General features: G+C 39.2%; 16 protein-coding genes. 2 read left to right on the forward strand and 14 right to left on the reverse strand.

Translation table 11 applies throughout. The features are described from left to right. Window positions 1-70: 70 nt before the first annotated feature. From IGJ03_RS10960 to IGJ03_RS11005, 10 genes are all read right to left on the reverse strand, one after another. Window positions 71-2,884 carry a sigma 54-interacting transcriptional regulator gene (locus IGJ03_RS10960; RefSeq protein ID WP_375804865.1) on the reverse strand — a complete coding sequence of 938 codons (2,814 nt, stop codon included), beginning with the start codon at window positions 2,882-2,884 and terminating at the stop codon, window positions 71-73. A 122-nt stretch (window positions 2,885-3,006) separates the two neighbouring features. Further along, window positions 3,007-3,534, reverse strand: coding sequence for a histidine phosphatase family protein (locus IGJ03_RS10965; protein WP_002359138.1), 528 nt, complete (start codon window positions 3,532-3,534; stop codon window positions 3,007-3,009). Between the two features lie 65 nt (window positions 3,535-3,599). Continuing rightward, window positions 3,600-5,048, reverse strand: coding sequence for an amidase (locus IGJ03_RS10970; protein ID WP_375804864.1), 1,449 nt, complete (start codon window positions 5,046-5,048; stop codon window positions 3,600-3,602). Window positions 5,049-5,144: 96 nt separating this feature from the next. After that, window positions 5,145-5,810 carry a helix-turn-helix domain-containing protein gene (locus tag IGJ03_RS10975; protein WP_375804863.1) on the reverse strand — a complete coding sequence of 222 codons (666 nt, stop codon included), beginning with the start codon at window positions 5,808-5,810 and terminating at the stop codon, window positions 5,145-5,147. A gap of 380 nt (window positions 5,811-6,190) precedes the next feature. After that, window positions 6,191-7,399, reverse strand: a complete 1,209-nt coding sequence (locus tag IGJ03_RS10980) for an ABC transporter permease (protein ID WP_002359134.1) — start codon at window positions 7,397-7,399, stop codon at window positions 6,191-6,193. Continuing rightward, on the reverse strand, window positions 7,396-8,070 hold the full coding sequence (locus IGJ03_RS10985; protein ID WP_002365285.1) for an ABC transporter ATP-binding protein: 675 nt from the start codon (window positions 8,068-8,070) through the stop codon (window positions 7,396-7,398). Before IGJ03_RS10985 ends, IGJ03_RS10980 begins: the two co-directional genes overlap by 4 nt. After that, window positions 8,063-9,229, reverse strand: a complete 1,167-nt coding sequence (locus tag IGJ03_RS10990; RefSeq protein WP_002361088.1) for an efflux RND transporter periplasmic adaptor subunit — start codon at window positions 9,227-9,229, stop codon at window positions 8,063-8,065. Before IGJ03_RS10990 ends, IGJ03_RS10985 begins: the two co-directional genes overlap by 8 nt. Window positions 9,230-9,400: 171 nt before the next feature. Continuing rightward, entirely contained in the window at window positions 9,401-9,700 is a 300-nt protein-coding gene (locus tag IGJ03_RS10995; RefSeq protein WP_002355066.1) for a rhodanese-like domain-containing protein, read from the reverse strand. Beyond that, window positions 9,693-11,342: an FAD-dependent oxidoreductase gene (locus IGJ03_RS11000; RefSeq protein ID WP_429861465.1), complete on the reverse strand. Its 1,650-nt coding sequence runs from the start codon at window positions 11,340-11,342 to the stop codon at window positions 9,693-9,695. Before IGJ03_RS11000 ends, IGJ03_RS10995 begins: the two co-directional genes overlap by 8 nt. Then, window positions 11,343-11,657, reverse strand: a complete 315-nt coding sequence (locus tag IGJ03_RS11005) for a rhodanese-like domain-containing protein (RefSeq protein ID WP_002375669.1) — start codon at window positions 11,655-11,657, stop codon at window positions 11,343-11,345. It abuts the gene before it with no gap. A gap of 168 nt (window positions 11,658-11,825) precedes the next feature. Here IGJ03_RS11005 and IGJ03_RS11010 point away from each other — a divergent pair, with 168 nt between their 5' ends. After that, window positions 11,826-12,086 carry a metal-sensitive transcriptional regulator gene (locus tag IGJ03_RS11010; protein ID WP_002355063.1) on the forward strand — a complete coding sequence of 87 codons (261 nt, stop codon included), beginning with the start codon at window positions 11,826-11,828 and terminating at the stop codon, window positions 12,084-12,086. Between the two features lie 45 nt (window positions 12,087-12,131). Here the strand turns inward: IGJ03_RS11010 and IGJ03_RS11015 are convergent, their stop codons facing one another. Then, window positions 12,132-13,391, reverse strand: coding sequence for an MFS transporter (locus IGJ03_RS11015; RefSeq protein WP_002378762.1), 1,260 nt, complete (start codon window positions 13,389-13,391; stop codon window positions 12,132-12,134). 98 nt (window positions 13,392-13,489) lie between these two features. Then, window positions 13,490-14,698, reverse strand: coding sequence for a pyridoxal-phosphate-dependent aminotransferase family protein (locus tag IGJ03_RS11020; protein ID WP_113848582.1), 1,209 nt, complete (start codon window positions 14,696-14,698; stop codon window positions 13,490-13,492). Between the two features lie 171 nt (window positions 14,699-14,869). On the opposite strand from IGJ03_RS11020, the gene IGJ03_RS11025 reads away from it, so the two are divergent. After that, the gene (locus IGJ03_RS11025; RefSeq protein ID WP_002361079.1) at window positions 14,870-16,495 is read left to right on the forward strand and encodes a PucR family transcriptional regulator; all 1,626 of its coding nucleotides are present in this window, start codon (window positions 14,870-14,872) and stop codon (window positions 16,493-16,495) included. Between the two features lie 117 nt (window positions 16,496-16,612). Here the strand turns inward: IGJ03_RS11025 and allE are convergent, their stop codons facing one another. Both allE and allC read right to left on the reverse strand, forming a co-directional pair. Then, window positions 16,613-17,398, reverse strand: coding sequence for a (S)-ureidoglycine aminohydrolase (gene allE, locus IGJ03_RS11030; protein WP_002384779.1), 786 nt, complete (start codon window positions 17,396-17,398; stop codon window positions 16,613-16,615). 21 nt (window positions 17,399-17,419) lie between these two features. After that, window positions 17,420-18,643 (reverse strand): allantoate deiminase, encoded by a 1,224-nt coding sequence (allC, locus tag IGJ03_RS11035; protein WP_375804861.1) that lies wholly within the window; start codon window positions 18,641-18,643, stop codon window positions 17,420-17,422. Window positions 18,644-18,663 lie beyond the last annotated feature (20 nt).

The following is an 18,663-nucleotide window of genomic DNA, read 5'->3' on the forward strand; positions in this document are numbered from 1 at the left end:
AACAAACTCCTTTGCTAATTAATCATTTTATTAAAAGCAATAAGTGTGCCAACTTTCATTTCCGTTTGAATTAAGCCTTTTCAAAGAGCAATTCATAAATATAGCGCACTTCCAAAGGTGGAATCAACAGATTATAGGACACTTCAAGCGGTCGAAACGCCATTTTTATGACAGATACTGCTTCTGGCAACTCTCGGTATGACACTTCATAAGCTGTCGGGTCATATTCTGGATTCAATAATTGCCGTTCTAACATACAGGCACAATGAATGATAAAACGAAGTAAAATCTTTTCGTCACTTTTTATTTTGGTTTGCAAGCAAATGTCTGAATAAATCTTAGCTAATTCGATTGAAATGGTTGTAGGATTCAAAACCGTTAGTAAGTCTGTAATAGCTTCGATTGATAATCCTTGAATATATTTAGCTGAAACTTTCTTTAGTAACTCTTGGTTTTGTTTTTCTTCTAAATGATGGCCTAATAATTCGAAAACTAGCTGAATGCCCCGCTTCGATAGTAAATCTTGTAAAGAAATAAACGGAATATCTGGCACTTCTGTCTTTACGGTGCCAATGATGCCAACGATTTTCTCTTCTTTCCGAACAAAAGAATGCAAGCGATCAATGTCTTCCACTTCTCTTTTCTCTAAAGTAATGATGCGTACATTCGTTAGTAATTCATTAGGAAAAGTTTTTAGTAACAACTGTTCAATTTTAATAGCAGTCCCCATACCAGTTAGACAGGAAATAATGAGAACTTTTGCCTCGTTGAAGCGACCTTTACTGCAAATCAAGGCGCGATGATTTTTTTCTTTTAAGACTGGTAATAGATACTCAAACGCCGTCGATTCATAAATGACTTCTCGGGCCACTTCTAGCAATGTTAAGAGATTGATATTGCTAATTAGCAGCACTTCCATTTGAAACGTTTGACTGATAGCATTACCAAAGTAAACCAGGGAACCGATGTCCACCATTAAAATAATTTTTTTATACTGATTTTGCTTTACAATTGTACGAACTTTTTCTAATGTTTCTTCCACTGATTGATTAATCGGCATATCAACTGCACGCATGACAGTTGTTGAGAACAGAAGGTTGGTGTACTCAACCATGCTGCTGGCCGTTGCGGCACCATGTGCAACGACGATAACGCCACAGTTTTCTTCAACTGAGTGCGCTCTTTTTTTAGCTGTGACTTTACGAATAAATAGATCGAAAAAGAGGATTTCCGTATCAGCAAAAGAAATCCCAAACAACGTTTGTAAAAAGTCCACCATGGTCTTAGCAGCTTGATACTGGGTTACTTTGCCAGAATAGATATTTTTGGTATCTGAATAAAATGTTTCATTCATTTGTGCAGAATAAAAAACAGCAGAATAAAGGTGGACAATTAAAATATTCTGGAAATCCTCTGTCAATTTTTCTTGGATTAATTGTTCAAAAAAGACAATGGCTTCTTGAATTTTTGGCTGCAATGTTTCGTCAATGGCCTCTATGGCTAGCGGTTCTTGAGCAAAAATATCCATATCATAAAGTTGCTCGACTTTGTTTTGCATGATTGCTAGCGCATCCTCTGTCGAAAGAGTTAATTTTTTCAAATCCGCATATTCTTTCAATAGAAAATTATAAAAACGATCATTTTTCAGACTTTCCGATTTGAGTAATTCTTGACTGCTTAAATAAAAATGGTTGTATTGAATCGTGAGGCCATCGTTAGGTATCCACTTATTAAAAGCCAGCAGACTTTCTACATCAGGTTGCTCTTTGACTGTCCCCTCGTTTGCTTCAATGCAAATAGTTTCCGTTAATTGATCGAACACTTCTAAATAGGCTTGTGCGCTCATAAATTGAATCGCCGCTTTCAATTCACCAACGTTGGCTTCAAAATGAGTAAACGTTAATTGTTTCAACGCCTCATAACGAATGTGGATATTCTTTTGAATCCGTTGACTTTCTTCTAAGAAAAAGGACAAAATCAATTGAATTTTTTCTTTCAAAGAGCGCTCGGCTAAAGCTGGAATGGCTAATGTCACAGGGATCCTTCTTAAAAACGTTTTCAAAAAATGTTGATTGACTGCTTCGGTTGTTGCAAAAATAAATTTTATCGATACATTTCTTTGTTTTTCGGCTTCGCCCATCCGTGTAAAATACCCTTTATCCAAAACTGTAAACAATTTTTCTTGGCCTTCGCTCGTTAATCGATGGACTTCATCTAAAAATAAAAAACCGCCATCTGCCAACTCCACTAAACCTTTTTGGTCATTGACGGCACCAGTGAAACTGCCTTTTTTATAGCCAAACAGATGCGAAGTTAATAATTCTGGATTGTTGAAATATTCTGCACAATTAAAATAAATAAACGGGACTTCTTGGTTCATTTTAACTTGATAAAATTGGTGTAATTGTTCTGCAATTAAGGTTTTGCCCACCCCAGATTCTCCAGTAAGTAAAATATTCAAGCCATTAGGCGGATATAAAATAGCGGCTTTCAACTTCTTGATGGCGTCTGCTAAGCTCCCATCAAAACCAATTACGTTCGCAAATGGATTCATTTTCAGTAGCTGCTTTTTCTTATGTATCTGTTCTGTCTGTTGATAAATGTCCTCTTGCAGCGAAGCGAGGGAATCGTAGCACGTGCTACTTTTAAAAAAAGGAAACTGTTCCTCTAAGTAGTCTTTATCAAAAAATAACACTGGTCTAGATTTAACTTTAACGACTTGGTCTTTTCTCACTAATTCTGAAAGCTCTTCACTAACAGCGGTTCGGGTATAGCCAGAGGCCTGACTTAATTGCGAAGCCGTTGCGGGCAACAAGGTTGCTTTGCTACTTGGATTTTGTACGTGAAACTGTTTTAACGCTTGATGAATATTATCAATTCTCATAGTCTTTTCCCCATTTCTTTTTTTATCCAAAAGTTAATTTATTATACATTAAAACGGAAGCGGTTTCTTATCTACCATAAAAAAAAATCAAGTCTTTAACCAAAAGATTAAAGACTTGATTTTTATTCTCCGTATTGTACAAGTTGTGTATTTTCACAATGAAAGTCCAAGAAATCTTGGATTTTTTTACCATTGAAGTAGTTATCAATGACTCGCATAACCGCATTGTGGCAAACAAATAGGTAAGTTTCCTCTGAAGCCAAGGCTTCCTCAATCAAGGGATAAATTCGACCCGCGACATCTAAGACTGATTCCCCTTCTGGAAATGGCAAGGAAATCTCAGAACGATTTTCTTGGAAAGCCGTTGTTTCAATCGGTTCACCATCATAAATGCCAAAATTCATCTCAATTAAACGTGGTTCTGTTTCAATCGTCAACTGATTTCGTTCCGCAATTTTACGTGCTGTTTCTTGCGCCCGTTTTAAAGGGGACGCCAGTAAACGGTCGATTTGAATTCCTTGTTTGGCAATTTTTTCAGCTACCAATTCCGCTTGTTGATAGCCTTTTTCGGTCAATTGTGCTTCCGCATGACCACAAATTCTACGGGCCACATTATAATCTGTTTCACCATGTCTCACTACGTACAGCATTTTTCCACCTCAGTTTTTTGTCTTGTGTCTATTTTATCTGAAATTTGGTCACAATAACACCCTATTTAGCGATAACTTTCTGGTAATTTAAATTTGCCTTCTTGCTCAAACTGTTCACCTACTTGGAACAAGAGATCTTCACGTCCACGAGCAGCCAACAATTGAATACCTAAGGGTAACCTCGTTGCTGTCACATGTGTGGGCAAGCTGATGGCTGGTTGTCCTGTCAAGTTCGCTAGTTGAGTATACGGTGTTAGCTGTAAACTTTTATCAAAATAATCATAGATTAATTCAGCTAATTCTGCTTCTGTTAATTCTGCTGCTTGCGCCATTCGTTGACGAATGTGCTCACTTTGCAAATCTTCGTTAATTTTTGGTGCTGAAAAAGCCGTTGTTGGTGATAAAAACAGATCAAATTTTTGAAAAAGTTCTTCCATCGTTACTGCTGCTTGATCCCACAACTGTAATGAATGAACATAGGTGGCTGCTGGAATCTTTTGGCCAAATTGATGCATGGTCCATGAAAAAGGTTCGATTTCTTCTTTACGAATTGGGCGCCCGAGCCCCTGTTGAATGCTGTTCATCATCGCTGTAGTTTCTGCGCCGTTCATTTGATAATAGGAGCGAATCAGCGCTGCACCATCGACTGGATAAGGAATCTCAATGATTTCATGGCCAGCGGCTGCCAGAAAATCAGCCGCTTGTTTCGCCGCTTGTGTTGCTTCTGGCGAAATCAGTGAGCCGATAGGCGAAGCGGTACACAGAGCAATTTTTAGCCGTTGTTTTTTAGGGTGTGTTTGCCATTCTGCCAAGGGCGCTTGGTAGGGGGCGCCACTGTGGCTACCACGTAGGCCATAAAATAACGCTTTGGTGTCTCTCATAGAAATAGTCAACGCAAAGTCAATCGAGGCACCTTGCCAGCCTCGCCAGCCTTCTGGGCCGACAGGCATGGAGCCACGGCTAGGTTTTAAGCCAATTAAGCCACTAAAAGAGGCGGGAATTCGGATGGAGCCACCGCCATCGCTAGCGCCGGCGATAGGAACAATCCCGCTAGCGACAACTGCGGCAGCGCCGCCACTGGAACCGCCTGGCGAATGTTCCAGGTTCCAAGGATTGCGGGCTGGCCCGTAAAGCGCAGGATCCGTAATATTTTTAAAGCCAAACTCTGGAGCGTTGGTTTGTCCTAAGGGCATCAAACCAATCGTTTCTGCTTGTTTGACAAAGTTAGAGGTCGTTGTTGCAGTACTATTTTTAAAAAGTTGCGAGCCGGCCGTTGCCGACCACCCCGCTTTTTCTTGGCCTAACATTTTCAAAGGAAATGGCAAACCAGCAAATAGTGTGTCCTGCTGTTTATTTTTTTGGTAAGTTGCTTCTGCTTCTTGGCTGTCAAAGGTTACAAAGCCATTGATCTTTGGATTTAACTTTTGGACTTTTTTCTCAATATCCTTTAAGAGTTCTGTGTGACTTACTTTCTGTTCTTTTAATTGTTGTACCCAATATAGTCCGTCTTTCATACAGAACCACCTCCTATACTATTCAGTATTAGTATAGCATGGTTTTTAGGGGTCATCCTGTGATGGTGATTTTCATTCGTCAAGTGCTTCTCTATTTTAAGTAAATAATTCGCCAATGTAAGGAAGCAACTGCGGATGCAGTTTGTAGCCTTTATACCGTGTATTTTGGATACCTTGTTTTTTAAAGCCCCCTACTTGAATTTTTTTATTTAATTTTGTCAGCTGTTTGGTCATTTTTTTTCGATTATTGGCTGTTTCTTCTGTGTCATATATTAATTTACAAAGGCGTTCCATTGGTAAGTGTTCTTTTGGCGTACTATACAAGACAGCCAGTAGTGCACGTTCTGCGGCTGTTAGCTTTATCCCCTCTACATCTAACTTTTCATCTTCTCGTTGGATGGGTTTATTTAATTCTGCCAAAAGGAGATTTTCTCTTAATGTATCCAAAGTCGCATCCAATCGTAACCAATTGAGAATGCCATATTGATAGCTAATGCTCAATTCTTCCGAGGTAGGAATGTCTTCCGAGCGAAGAAACAACGGCGTTTTAACTCTGGCTAATTCCTTTAGATATAAATATTGTTCTTTGCGAGGAATCGTTTCGCTGAGAATGATTGCATCAAATTTTCGATAAAACAAATGACTTTCCTTAATTTCACCAATCAAACACGTCGTACAAAAAACTTGGTGATCTAAATGCTGTAAGTGGTTTTGAAAAGCAGTTTCTGATAAAATATTTTTTGTGATGACCATTATTTTCATTCTTGATTCCTCCTTAATTCTTTTTTAGTTCAAAATTTTCTCAATTTTCGTGTTTTGTTTTGATATATTTAGTATACTGGAATTTTTTCGAATTAAAATTTAGAAATTTACAATCAAATCAGTCATTAACAGTCATTCCTATAATCCCCGATTTATAAAGGATTTCCAATAGTCTTATTTAAAAAATGTTTGTTATTTAATCCTCAACGTGCTATTTTTTTAATTTTTTCTTTTTTTATTTAGCTGACAAACGTCAAAAGGTTGGTAGCTAATACCAACCTTTTGACGTTTGTCAGCTATTTTCTCTTGAAATCTTTGGATTTTTTTCTACTTTCACTAAAAAAAACAGCCAAAAGTGGCTGTTTCTTTGCTGTTTATATTTATTTCATAATATCGATCAAGTCTTTTTTCGAAGCTGCCGAGGCAGGGAAATAGCTAAATACAACCCCGATAAAGACAGAAATCCCAATGGCTAATGAAACGGTCATTAAATCTGGTCGAACAGAAAACGGTAGTGCCATTGAGGCTAAGTAGGCAATAATCATTCCTAAAAGATAACCAGTAATTCCGCCGATTAAGGTCAAGGCAATCCCTTCTGTTAAGAATTGCTTTTTAATATCACTGGCTGTCCCGCCCAATGCACGTCGGATACCAATTTCCTTAATCCGTTCTGAGACCGAAATGTACATCATATTCATAACGCCGACCCCAGCAATTACCAGTGAAATAGCCGCAATTGCGGAAATAAACAAGGTTAAATTATTTAATAAAGAGCCCATTTCTTTGATGGTATCTTTAACATTATATTCTTGATACGTCCCACTGTTTTTCATGGTTCCTTGTTGAGAGAGAGTTTTTATTGTTTCTTTCAATACTTGATCTGGTTGGTAGCCAGGTGCCACTGTTAGCTTCAACGTAGATGTATCTTTTAGCTTGCCGAAATAATGTTCATAGGTCTTTTTGGGAAAATAAAGCAATGAGTCATCATTACCTGGACCAATGGCACCGCTGGTATTGGTTGTCACGCCAACAATGGTAAAAAGTTGCTCTTTATATGGAAAAGTTCGATTAACTGCTGCAGTTGGGTCTTGGTAGAGTTCTTTGGCAACCAGTTCATCAACCACCACTGTTTTATCCAGTTTTGCATTGTCTCCATCATTCAGTTGGCGTCCCGCCAACAATTCTTTGGTGGTTTTGTCGGCAAGTTCATAGGTTACAGAAAGATTTTTCGGTCCTGCTTGAAAATTCAGTGTACCTTTTTGAGCGCCATCAACTTCTCTTTGATCAAAATCAATTTTTTCTACGCCAGGAACCATGCGCACGACCCCTAAATCATTATCGGTAAACATCGCTTGGTCACTAAACATATCCGAAGTGTTGTAGGCCGAAAAAGAAATCTTTTTCACATTTTCTTTTTGTTTTTCAGCGGATAATTTATCGACCATGTCTTCTTTAAAGCCGTTACCGATAGCCACGATGGTAATCACCGAAGCGATCCCGATGACAATCCCTAGCATCGTTAACAAGCTGCGTCGCTTATTTTTCAAAATGGAACGGAAGGCGGTTTTCCAAATAATTGAACGTTTCATGTCAGCACCTCCTCTAAAATCTTTCCATCACGAACTTTAATCAAACGATTGCAGTATTCAATTGTTTCTTCATCATGTGTCACTAAAATAATGGTGACACCTTCATTGTTTAATTGCTGAAAGAGCGTTAAAATTTCTTCCGATGTTTTACTATCTAAAGCCCCAGTTGGTTCATCTGCAATAATAAAACTTGGCCGATTGACAATCGCACGTGCAATGGCCACACGTTGTTGTTGTCCGCCCGAAAGTTGTTTTGGATGCTTCTTGCCTTTATCTGGCAAGCCGACTTTTGTCAGAACTTCGTGGACACGATCTTTGGCTTCTTTTGGGGTTAACCCACTATATAAAAGAGGTAATTCAATGTTTTCTTCAACTGTTAGTGTTTCAATTAAACTAAAATTCTGAAAGACAAAGCCGACTGCTTCATTTCTAATTCGGGATAGTTCCTTATCAGAAAAGTCGCCAATTTCACGGTCTTCAAATAAATACGTTCCTTCAAACTTTTTATCAATAAAGCCTAGCAAATTAATCAAAGTCGATTTCCCAGAACCAGAAGGACCCATAATCGCTAAAAATTCTCCAGCGTCTACTTGGAGGTTAATATCATCTAACACATGCAGTGTTTCTTCTTCGGAATAATAATATTTATGAATATGGGCTAGCTTAATCATTGGCAGCTACCTGAACATCTTGATTATCTTTTAATTCTTTATTGGGATTGGCAATCACTTGGTCTTTCCAGTTCAAGCCACTTTTGACAACTTTACGACCTAAATTTGTTTCTGTTTCAATCGGTGTTTTTTTCGCTTTGCCCGCTTTGTAAACATAGACAAATTCTTTTTCGCCTTCTTTTTGGATTGCTGCTGTCGGTATAATCATTTGTTTTTGCGGTACAGCGATGCTAGTAGACAAGCCTTCTGCCCAAGGAAAATCACCTTCTACTGTAAATTGATAACTCACTACTGGATTGCCTTCATTTTTAGCTATTGGGGTTTGCGCAATGGAAACAATTTTGCCTGGCGCTGATTTGCCTGAACCAACGGTCGTCACTGTTACTTCTTCCCCTGTCTGTAATTTATCGTAATCATACTCGGTTACTTTTCCTTGAATATTTTTCTTTTGTGTTGCAATTTTAATGACTGGTTTGTCGGTACTACTCATGGCACTAGCATCGACAGTGACTTGGCCATCAATTGGTGCTGTAACGACTGTGTTGACTTTGCCACGTGTTTGTTCAAGCGTGTTTGCTGCTCCGACGGCATCACTGTTGGCTAATTGAAGGGCTTGGTTAGCTTGGGCGACTTCACTATTCGCAGCACTAACGGCTTCATTCAATTGCTGAATTTCCGCATTTAGTGTTTCTTTCTCTTCAGCCTCTTTTGCGGTGTTTAATTTTTGCTTGGCTGCAGCAACTTTGTTTAAGGCTTCATTGTATTTTTGAGTGGCTAAGTTAACGTTCTCTTGTGCTTGTTGGACTTGAAGATTGTTTCGATTAACGGCATTCGCTTGTTCTGTTTCTGTGGCTTGGATGTCTGAGTTATTGTACGTTAACAATGGACTATCTTTCTTGACTTCTTTACCATTTTCAACATTTATTTCGGCAATTTTTCCTAAAGAAGGATCAAAGAAAATATCCCGAGTATCTAGAAAACTCACTTGACCATCTAATTTTAATGAGGCCATTTCTGTAATGGTATACGTTGTGTATTCAGGTTCAACTTCTTTTGAAGAAAAAACTGTTTTTGCTCCGATAAATCCGACGACGACCACTGCGGCACCAATACCGAACCACACTTTTTTATTTCGCTTCTTCTGGCCTGACTTTTTCATTTATTTGTTCCTCCTTGATTTCTGTTGACGAGTTTGTCATTTTATTTAGTATATAATGAATAAAAAAACTGGTCCCTTCATCTTCCTATCATTCCTCTTACAGTTTTGACACATCTTTATTTAACAAAAAAACGTTTATCCTGTGTAAAAGGATAAACGTTTTTTGTTATTTTATTGTTCTAATTGACCCAACCAGCCAGATGTACCGCCTAGAACATTGGTTACTTGATACCCTTGTTGACTGAGAAACGCACACGCTTGTGCGGAGCGCGATCCCATTTGACAAATCAGATAATAGGGCTGGTTTTTATCTAATTGCTGATAATTTTCGGTTAAAGTACTTAAAGGTAAGTTGATGGCCTGAGGGACATGCCCCAGTTGGTATTCCATTTCTTCTCGTACATCAATAATCGGTAATTTTTTTCGTTTTGCTTCCTGATAAAATTCAGGCATGCCAATCGTGTTATACATTTTCTAGTTCCTCCGGTTTTACCATTCGATATAGCGCAAAAGCACCATCTAAATTTTTGGCTGAGATGCCTGCTTGTTTTAGCATCCGTTCTGCAATATAACTACGCAAACCGCTGTGACAACTAACAATGTACTCCGTTGACTTGTCTAATTCCTCCAAACGTTCTCTTAACTCATTTAAAGGAATAGAGACAGCATTTTTAAATTGACCATTGGCTCGTTCGGCGGGATTACGGACGTCTAATAAAACAGCCCCCTTAGCTAATTCGTTGGATAACTCATACCATTGAACGTTTTCACTCAATCCTTCTACAAGGTTCATCGCTGCATAGCCTAACATGTTCACAGGATCTTTCGCTGAACCAAACGGCGGAGCATAGGTAAACTCTAATTCAGGCAAATCAAAAATAGTTAACTGTCCTTTAATAGCGGTCGCAAGAATATCAATCCGCTTATCTACGCCCTTTGCCCCAATTCCTTGTGCGCCATAAATTTCCCCTGTCTTAGGATGGAAAACTAATTTTAACTGAAGATCTGTTGCGCCAGGATAATACCCCGCATGGTCTTTTCCACTGATATGCACAACAGCTTTTGTTAGTCCAGCAGCTTTAGCAGCCCGTTCGCTTAAACCAGTTGAAGCAGCGGTTAAATCAAAGACTCGCACAATGGCGGTCCCAATGTTTCCTTGATTTTTTCTCTCTAACCCAGCAATCACATCCGCTACTTGACGTCCTTGGCGATTGGCAGGAGAAGCTAAAGAAATCAGCGCATCTTCTTGAGTGATTTGTTGTTTCACTACAATAGCATCCCCAACCGCATAAATATCGGGTTGATTCGTTTGATAGTGTTCATCAACAACAATACCGCCACGTAAACCAGTTGCTACACCTGCTTCAACTGCTAAGGTATTTTCTGGTTGGACCCCCACCGACAAAATGGTTAAATCAGAAGCTAATGTTTGACCGTCTTCTAAGCGAATCACTTGCCCTTCTTCTTCAAAAGCAACCGCAGATTGTCCCGTAATTACTTGAACATTGTTTTTGCTTAATTCAGCTTTGACAAAAGCGGCCATTTCTTCGTCTAATGGCGGTAAAACATGGGGTGCTTTTTCCACGAGAGTGACTTCTAATCCGCGTTTTTGCAAGTTTTCTGCCATTTCCAAGCCAATGAAGCCTGCGCCAATCACGACGGCTCGTTTTGTTTCTGGTGTCAAGGCTGTCATAATTTGATCTAAATCAGGAACATTTCTTAATGAAAAAACATTTTTGGCTTCTGCCAATCCTGTAATTGGTGGCACAAAAGGTTTCGCCCCTGGTGATAAAATTAATTTGTCATAGTGTTCTGTTAAAATTTCTGTTTCATGTTTCACTGTGATCACTTTTTCTATTGGATCAATAGCCACGACTTCATGGTGAGGACGAACATCTAAATTAAACCGTGCCTTTAACGCTTCGGGTGTTTGAACAAGCAGTTGCTCTCTTTCTGCGATTTCGCCAGAAACGTAGTAAGGCAAACCACAGTTTGCAAATGAAACAAAAGGGCCTTTTTCCATGACAACAATTTCAGCATCTTCCATTAAGCGACGTAAACGTGTCGCTGCTGACATGCCACCAGCCACGCCTCCGATAATTACAATTTTCATTTATTTTCCTCCTTTAATTTGACCAGACCATTGGGACATCCCGCCACGAACGTTAATCACGTGATAGTTTTTTCTCGCTAAAATTTTGGCCGCATTTTTACTGCGCATGCCGGACTGGCAAATCACATAGACCTCGTTAGCGGATTTGTTGTAGGCGGGAATTTTGTTAAGTGGGACATTAATCGCTTGTGGAATATGCCCTGCGCGGTATTCGCTAGGTGTTCGGACATCTAATAACGTTATCTCTTTAGATAAACGTGACTGCAATTCCTTTGCTGAAATACTTGGCGTTTTTTTAAACAATTGAAATAACATTTTGTTCTCCTTCTCTTATATACCTTATGGGGTATATTTAACATGAAAAAGTTAGACTTGTCAACTGAAGAGATTTCTACCATTTTTAGATTCAAAGAAAAGATAGTTGACAAAAATACCTCGTGTAGGTATATTTTAAACCAATCACTACTCTTAAGGAGGGGCAAAATGACTGAAGAAAAAAAGAAAGTGCTGAATCGTTTACGCCGCACAGAAGGTCAAATTCGCGGGATTCAAAAAATGATTGATGAAGAAAAAGAATGTATCGATGTTATCACTCAGTTGAGTGCGGTCCGTTCTAGTATTGATCGCGTAATGGGGATGATTGTTGCGGAAAATTTAAAGCATTGCTTTGAAAATCCTGAAAAAGATCCTAAAGAACAAGAAGAGCGATTAGCACAAGCGATTAATATGATTGTCAAAAAGTAAAACAACGCAAACTTATTCAGCGAAAGATAAGTTTGCGTTGTTTTTTTATTTATTAGAGGAATCTGCCCTGCGTTTTTTTAAATTGACAAGCATAAAAAGAATCGTGCCAATTAGTAAAATCACGACGGCGATATAAAAGCCCATGACTTTCGAACCCGTTGTGTCAGAAATTTTCCCAGTTAAAGCTGGGGCAATCACAGATGACATCATGCCGAAAAAGTTAAACACGCCCAAAGTAGTGCCAATTCCAATTTTTGGTGCATTTTCACCTAGCCAAGAAATAATAATTGGTTCTACAGCTAATTTTCCTAAGAACCCATACATAATTAAAGCAATTAATAACAACGTCGCATTACTTACTTGTACAGTTAACAAGAGCATAGCTGTTGCTAAAAATTCTAAAACAACGATGAATTGAACTTTTTTATGCATGTACTTATCCGCCAACCGACTAAAAAATAACGCTCCTGGAATAGAGGCAAATGCGACCAGCGAAGAGGACAATCCAATTGCCGCTCCTTGGAAACCACGTTCGGTACTTAAAAAATTAGGTAACCAAGTCACAATCATATAATATGCATAACAAGTGCCAAAATATAAAATATACGCAAATAGCATATGTGGCGCAAACAGTTTTTTAAAGGGCACTTTTTCTTTTACCGCTCCGTTATCTTTTTCATCAACAACGGTTGGCTGAATCAAGGCCATGTCTTCTTTATGATTGCGAATAATCACTTGAAAAGCCACTAACATACAAATAATCATAAAGGCGGAAATGTACATCATCACTTGCCAAGGCAATCCTTTTTGGGCAACTAAATAACTAGATAAAATCATTCCTAAACCTGAACCAACGGCTGAACCACTGTTGACAATAGCTGTTGCAAAACTTTTTTTGGCTTGAGGAATGTTTTGCGACGTCAACGAGTAAGCCGAGCCATAGAAAGAACCACATCCTAAGCCTGCCAATAAGCTACCTAAGTAAATTGTTCCAATCGTTTGGGCTTGGGCAATCAGTAATGCTGCCAGCGCAAACAAGATAAATCCTGGAATTAATACACGTTTTTTCCCAATCTTGTCTACCAAGAAGCCTGCAGGGATCTGCATGACTACGTAACCGAGAAAATAAAAGCTAGAAATGGACCCTAGTGCCGTATCGGAAGCGTTACCATTTAGAGACGCGCGAATTTGTGGATAAACGGGAGAAAGCGCGGAACGATAAATCCAGATTGTTACCCAGCCCATACATAGTAAAATAACGATTTTTTTCCAATAAGCCAACGAACTTTTTGTCTTGTCTGTCATTTTCTTTTCCTCCACCAATCATTTTTTTGGTTAACGTTTCACAAGGAACAAAAGCACTACGCTTTTTTTACGTAGTGACCTTTGTCCTACCTTCTTTTTTAGTTTAAATACTCAGCCAATGCATGAGTACTACCGCTACCGCCTTCAAATTGATAACCTTGGTGTTTCAATACAGTCTCAAAGGCACTTAAGAAATGCAACACATTGTCTTCGCGACTGCTGTAACCCATATTACCGACCCGCCAAATTTTTCCTTTTAAATCACCGAAGGAAGAGGCAATTTCAACTTTAAAATGATCCAGTAATAAGCTCCGCACTTTTTCACCATCAATTCCTTCTGGAATGACCACAGGAATGACTGTTGGTGTTTTTGTGTCTAACTTCCCGAAAATTTCTAAGCCCATTTTTTGCAGACTTTCAACTAAAATACGATCGTTTTTCCGATGGCGTGCGTAGACATTTTCCATGCCTTCTTGAAGTAACAAGCGCAGCCCTTCATGTAGCCCATAAATCATTGTAGTCGCTTCTGTATGGTGATTTAAGCGCTCTGGTCCCCAATATTTTTCTAATTGCGATAAATCCAAGTAGTTACTTTGAATGAACCGTTCATTCCGCGCATCCGCGCCAAGCCCTAACTCTTTTTGGTAACGGCCCGCCAGATAGTCGGCCACACGTTGGTTGTAAGTAATCAAAGAAAGGCCTGAAGGTACACTGACACATTTTTGAGTGCCTGCTACCGCAATATCAATCTTCCAATCATCGACCTTTGTTTCGACACCGCCGTAAGTCGCCACCATATCTACTACGAAGAAAATTTCATTTTCCCGACAAAAGGCGCCAATTTGATCCAGCGGTTGCATTTGTGCATTCGCCGTTTCGCCGTGGACCATCGCAACAATTTTTGGTTGATGTTCTTTAATCGCTTCAATCACCGTTGTTTGTTCAAACGGTGCGAGCCAGTCCTTTTCTAAATAAATGACTTCGGCCCGGGCGCGTTCGCAAATTTCACCTAATAAATAAGCAAACCGGCCATACGCAGGCACAAGCACTTTGTCACCTGGCTCAATCAATGCAAATAACCCCGCTTCTAAGCCTGAACGTGACGTGCCATCAATGGCAAAGGCTTGTTGATTCTTTGTGGCAAAAGGTACTTTAATCATTTCCCGAACTTCGTCCATAATCTGTAGAAATTCTGGATCAAATTGCCCTAAAATTGGTTGACCCATTTGACGAAGTACCGATGGATGGGCTTCGACTGGTCCCGGCGTCATGATTGTTCGCCGTACAAAATCTGGTTGTTGATACATAGTAATCCCTCACTTCATTTTTAATTCTTCTCTTTTATTATCTTTGGAAAAACCCAGAAATTCATTGTTCAATTTGCACTATTTTGACTTTGTTTTTTAGACATATTCAATAACTATCTTTTGTACTCCTTTTTATTCTTCGCTATACTATAAAAAAAGGAGGTTGTTGTGATGAAAATATTAGCTGAGGTCTTGGCTTTACCAAGATTTTCTGACTTACAATTATTATCGTCTCACTCAAACTTAACACAGCCCTTGGAAAGTGTAGAAATCACGGAAACACCTGATGTGGCTGATTTTATCCCTAAAAATGTCATGATTTTAACAACGGCAATGATTTATAAAGATGATCAAGAAAAATTGAAACCTTTTATTGACTCGCTAAAACAAGCAGAGTGTACGGCTTTAGGAATCAAAGTTGGGCGGTTCCTTGACGAAATTTCACCAGAAATTGTTGCCTATGCCAGTGCCGTTGATTTGCCCCTGATTAAAATTCCTAGCACACAGCCACTAGGCGGGTTGTTGCATGAAATTGTAGGCTATCTTCGTGATAGCAAAACCGAACAGATGTCTGTAGCATTTGACATACAAAAGCGTTTTTCAACATTATTAATGCAAGATGTTGATGCTACGCGCTTCATCGCTGAATTTGCGAAAATTTTAAATGCGCCAATTATTTTATTAAGTCCTTGGCAACAGGTGATTGCCCACTCGAATTATTTTTATGGCAATCAAAAATCAGCGGAGTTTTTTATCAAACAATTATCAAAAGACCACTTTCAACAATTGGCACAAGAAAAGAAAATCTTTCGTTTACAGGATGAGCGACAAGAAAACATTCAAGTAGCTGGCTTTCCAATTCGTGTGAACGATTATTTTCCCTATTATCTATTGGTCTTATCTCCTGAACAGATTCCTTATCCTATTTCTGAATTTGCCATTGATCAGGCCATTTTAGTTTTGACTTTTATGTTATTTAAAAACCAGAAAATTGCTGAATCTTTTGAGCATCTCAAAACAGACTTTTTGGACCGCTTGCTTGATACACATCAAGAAGCGCTGAGTAAACATCAAAATTGGTTGGAACTTTGGAAAAATTATCGTTTAATCAACAGTGATTATTATCAATTAGCGATTGTCTACGGCGTGACTAAACCAGAAAATGAAACCCATATTCGTTATCAGCAAGCGGAAGGGCAACTAATTTTCCAATGGCTCAAAGAACAATTGCCAGAAATCCTGCCAGATGTCGCCTTGTTTAAATTAAAAAATCAAAATAAAAGTATCTTGATTTTTCAATCTAAGAAAAATGACCATTTGATGATTTTGCAAAACCTCGCTGAACGTTTGCAACAGGCTTTGCCTATTACCATTCGCTTTGCTTTAGGCAATGCTTATGAAAACCTAGAAGATTTGCCTAATTCTTATATTGAAGCTTCCTCGACATTAGAGGCTTCTTTACACGCTCAAAAACCAGCAACTGTGCAATTGTTCCATCCCAAAGGCCTAGCTGGACTTTTTGAAAAGATTGGCACTGAAGATGTTGAATACTTTTGCCAGCAACAATTGAAAGAGTTGGCCTATCCGACGGAACCGACGTTACAAGAATTACGAAAAACCTTGAAAGTTTTTTTAGATTTCAATTGCGAAATTACTAAAACGGCCAACGCTCTTTACCTTCACAGAAACACCATTAAATATCGCATGAATCAATGTGAAAAATTATTAGGTACCTCTATTCAAGAGCCTGAGACGAGTTTACTCTTACGGGTAGCGCTGGAACTTTCAGAAAAATAATTAACAGGAAAATAGCCGAATAAAAGTAACGTCTACCAAGAAAAAGGACTCTACCGTTCACCACTGCGTGTTCAAATCCTATTGTTCCGAGGTCATTACTTTACATTCGGCTTTTCTTTATAATTCTGGTTCACGATTGGCATCTTTGGAATAAACGTACATTAGCGGTTCTTCACGACCAACCGCATAGGCTGCTTGTGGCACATAGGCACTCATGAAAATATAGTCCCCTTTTTCCACTGGATACCATTCGTTGTCCAAATTGTACATCCCTTGGCCACTAATTAAATACGCGCCATGCTCTTGGACATGCGTTTCAATGTAGGCATGACTAGCGCCTGGTTCAAAAGATAAGATATGCATATTCATATCAAAGTCAAACTCTTTCGGTAATAAACTCCAAAGTAACACGTCTGTCATTCCTTCATATTCTTCTGGTTGTTGGTCATGAATTGACCCAACCACTTTATAAGGTTGATGGCCTGCCAACGGCTGATAGCGTTTTTTATATAAGAAAACTTCTGTGTCCGCTTCCTGTGCGTTCGCTAAATACATTTTCATTTCAGGCGTAAAGTAGGCGTAGCCCCCGGCTTCAAGTTCATGAGTTTCTTGACCATCTGAAACGCGCAAACGACCGTCAATGACATAAACCAACGTTTGGATCCCGTCGCCACCAAAACCAGTTGTTTGTTGACCATTTTTATGAAACGTAGCAATGTAATCCACAAATGTCGCACCTAATTTAGGCGATCCCAAAATGGAAATATCGACATTTTCAAAACCAGGTACTGCATTTTGCACCAAACCATCATGGGGAATAATGGCGTAATTGTCTTTTTTTATCACAGCTCTTGATGTTAACAATTCTTTTTGGTAACCAACTCGATTATTTTTATAACCCATCACAATTCTTCCTTTTCTATCTTATTTATACGCTAATTCATATAAGGTATCTGCTAAAAGCTTGACGCCTTCATCCAAATCTGGAAATGCCGTTGCTTCTGCTGGATTATGACTAATCCCACCAATACTTGGCACAAATATCATCGCTGTCGGGTAATGGGGCGCAATAATTTGCGAATCATGCCCAGCACCACTATGCATCATACGATACTGATACTTGCCTTCTTTGGCTTTTTGTTCAATAACTTCTACAATTGCTTGATTCATCGGTACAGGGGCTTCATCCATCCAGCGGTCAATCGCAATCGTCAAGCCTAATTCTTGAGCAATTGTTTTCATCCGTTCTTCTAATTCACCGGTAAAATGTCGTAAAAAAGCAGCGTCGGTATGACGGCAGTCAATTGTAAATTCCACTTCTCCAGGCACCACGTTGACTGTATTGGGTTTCGGAATAACTTTGCCGAATGTTAAAACTAACGGATCCCCAATTTCGTTCGCACGATCAATGGCTTCTGCACAAATTTTAGCAAAGCCATATACCGCATCATGACGGTAACTCATTGGCGTAGTGCCTGCATGATTGGCTTGCCCTTTTAAGTTAACCGTGTAGCGACGTTGCCCTACAATACTATGAACAACACCGACTTGGAGCTTTTCGTTCTCTAAAATATTGCCTTGTTCAATATGAATTTCGACAAATGCTTCAATGTCCTCACGTCTAGTTTGCTCCTGCCGAAAATCAAAGCCTTGGCGATGCATCTCATCAACAAACTTTTTACCTTCGTTGTCAGAGATATCGACTACTTCTTCACGTTTGGCTTCACCAACGACATTTTTGCTTCCCCAGAAAACCGTTGGAAAACGACTCCCTTCTTCTTCAGCCATGGAAAGCACTTCTAAAGAACGCCGTGGTTTCCCATATTTGTCTAATAAATATTGAACAGCCGTCATGGAAGCAATGACACCATATTGACCATCTAATGTCCCACCATTAACTACTGTGTCGATATGTGACCCAGTTAAAATCGTTTCCTGAGGAAATTCCGTTCCTGCCACTCGACAAAACAGATTCCCGACTTCGTCAAATTGCGTTTCCAGTCCAAACGCCTCAGTTTGGCTTTGCACATACTTTTGTGCTGCCAACCACGAATCTGTATAAAGTAAGCGTGTCATCCCTCCAGCAGGATCACTCCCAATTGCTGACAACTCTTCGATTCTTTGTTTTAAAACTTTTTCCAAGTCCATCACAAAACCCCCTGACTGAT

It is taken from the genome of Enterococcus sp. DIV1315a, from assembly GCF_051712325.1.
Lineage (GTDB): Bacteria > Bacillota > Bacilli > Lactobacillales > Enterococcaceae > Enterococcus > Enterococcus faecalis.

Bases quoted from the DNA above. Each gene is read 5' to 3' on its own strand.
- allC (WP_375804861.1), bottom strand. From the start codon at position 18,643: ATGGACTTGGAAAAAGTTTTAAAACAAAGAATCGAAGAGTTGTCAGCA.
- IGJ03_RS10970 (WP_375804864.1), bottom strand. From the start codon at position 5,048: ATGAAAGACGGACTATATTGGGTACAACAATTAAAAGAACAGAAAGTA.
- IGJ03_RS10975 (WP_375804863.1), bottom strand. From the start codon at position 5,810: ATGAAAATAATGGTCATCACAAAAAATATTTTATCAGAAACTGCTTTT.
- IGJ03_RS10995 (WP_002355066.1), bottom strand. From the start codon at position 9,700: ATGTATAACACGATTGGCATGCCTGAATTTTATCAGGAAGCAAAACGA.
- IGJ03_RS11015 (WP_002378762.1), bottom strand. From the start codon at position 13,391: ATGACAGACAAGACAAAAAGTTCGTTGGCTTATTGGAAAAAAATCGTT.
- IGJ03_RS10990 (WP_002361088.1), bottom strand. From the start codon at position 9,229: ATGAAAAAGTCAGGCCAGAAGAAGCGAAATAAAAAAGTGTGGTTCGGT.
- IGJ03_RS11025 (WP_002361079.1), top strand. From the start codon at position 14,870: ATGAAAATATTAGCTGAGGTCTTGGCTTTACCAAGATTTTCTGACTTA.
- IGJ03_RS10985 (WP_002365285.1), bottom strand. From the start codon at position 8,070: ATGATTAAGCTAGCCCATATTCATAAATATTATTATTCCGAAGAAGAA.
- IGJ03_RS10960 (WP_375804865.1), bottom strand. From the start codon at position 2,884: ATGAGAATTGATAATATTCATCAAGCGTTAAAACAGTTTCACGTACAA.
- IGJ03_RS11005 (WP_002375669.1), bottom strand. From the start codon at position 11,657: ATGTTATTTCAATTGTTTAAAAAAACGCCAAGTATTTCAGCAAAGGAA.
- IGJ03_RS11020 (WP_113848582.1), bottom strand. From the start codon at position 14,698: ATGTATCAACAACCAGATTTTGTACGGCGAACAATCATGACGCCGGGA.
- IGJ03_RS10980 (WP_002359134.1), bottom strand. From the start codon at position 7,399: ATGAAACGTTCAATTATTTGGAAAACCGCCTTCCGTTCCATTTTGAAA.
- IGJ03_RS11000 (WP_429861465.1), bottom strand. From the start codon at position 11,342: ATGAAAATTGTAATTATCGGAGGCGTGGCTGGTGGCATGTCAGCAGCG.
- IGJ03_RS11010 (WP_002355063.1), top strand. From the start codon at position 11,826: ATGACTGAAGAAAAAAAGAAAGTGCTGAATCGTTTACGCCGCACAGAA.
- IGJ03_RS10965 (WP_002359138.1), bottom strand. From the start codon at position 3,534: ATGCTGTACGTAGTGAGACATGGTGAAACAGATTATAATGTGGCCCGT.
- allE (WP_002384779.1), bottom strand. From the start codon at position 17,398: ATGGGTTATAAAAATAATCGAGTTGGTTACCAAAAAGAATTGTTAACA.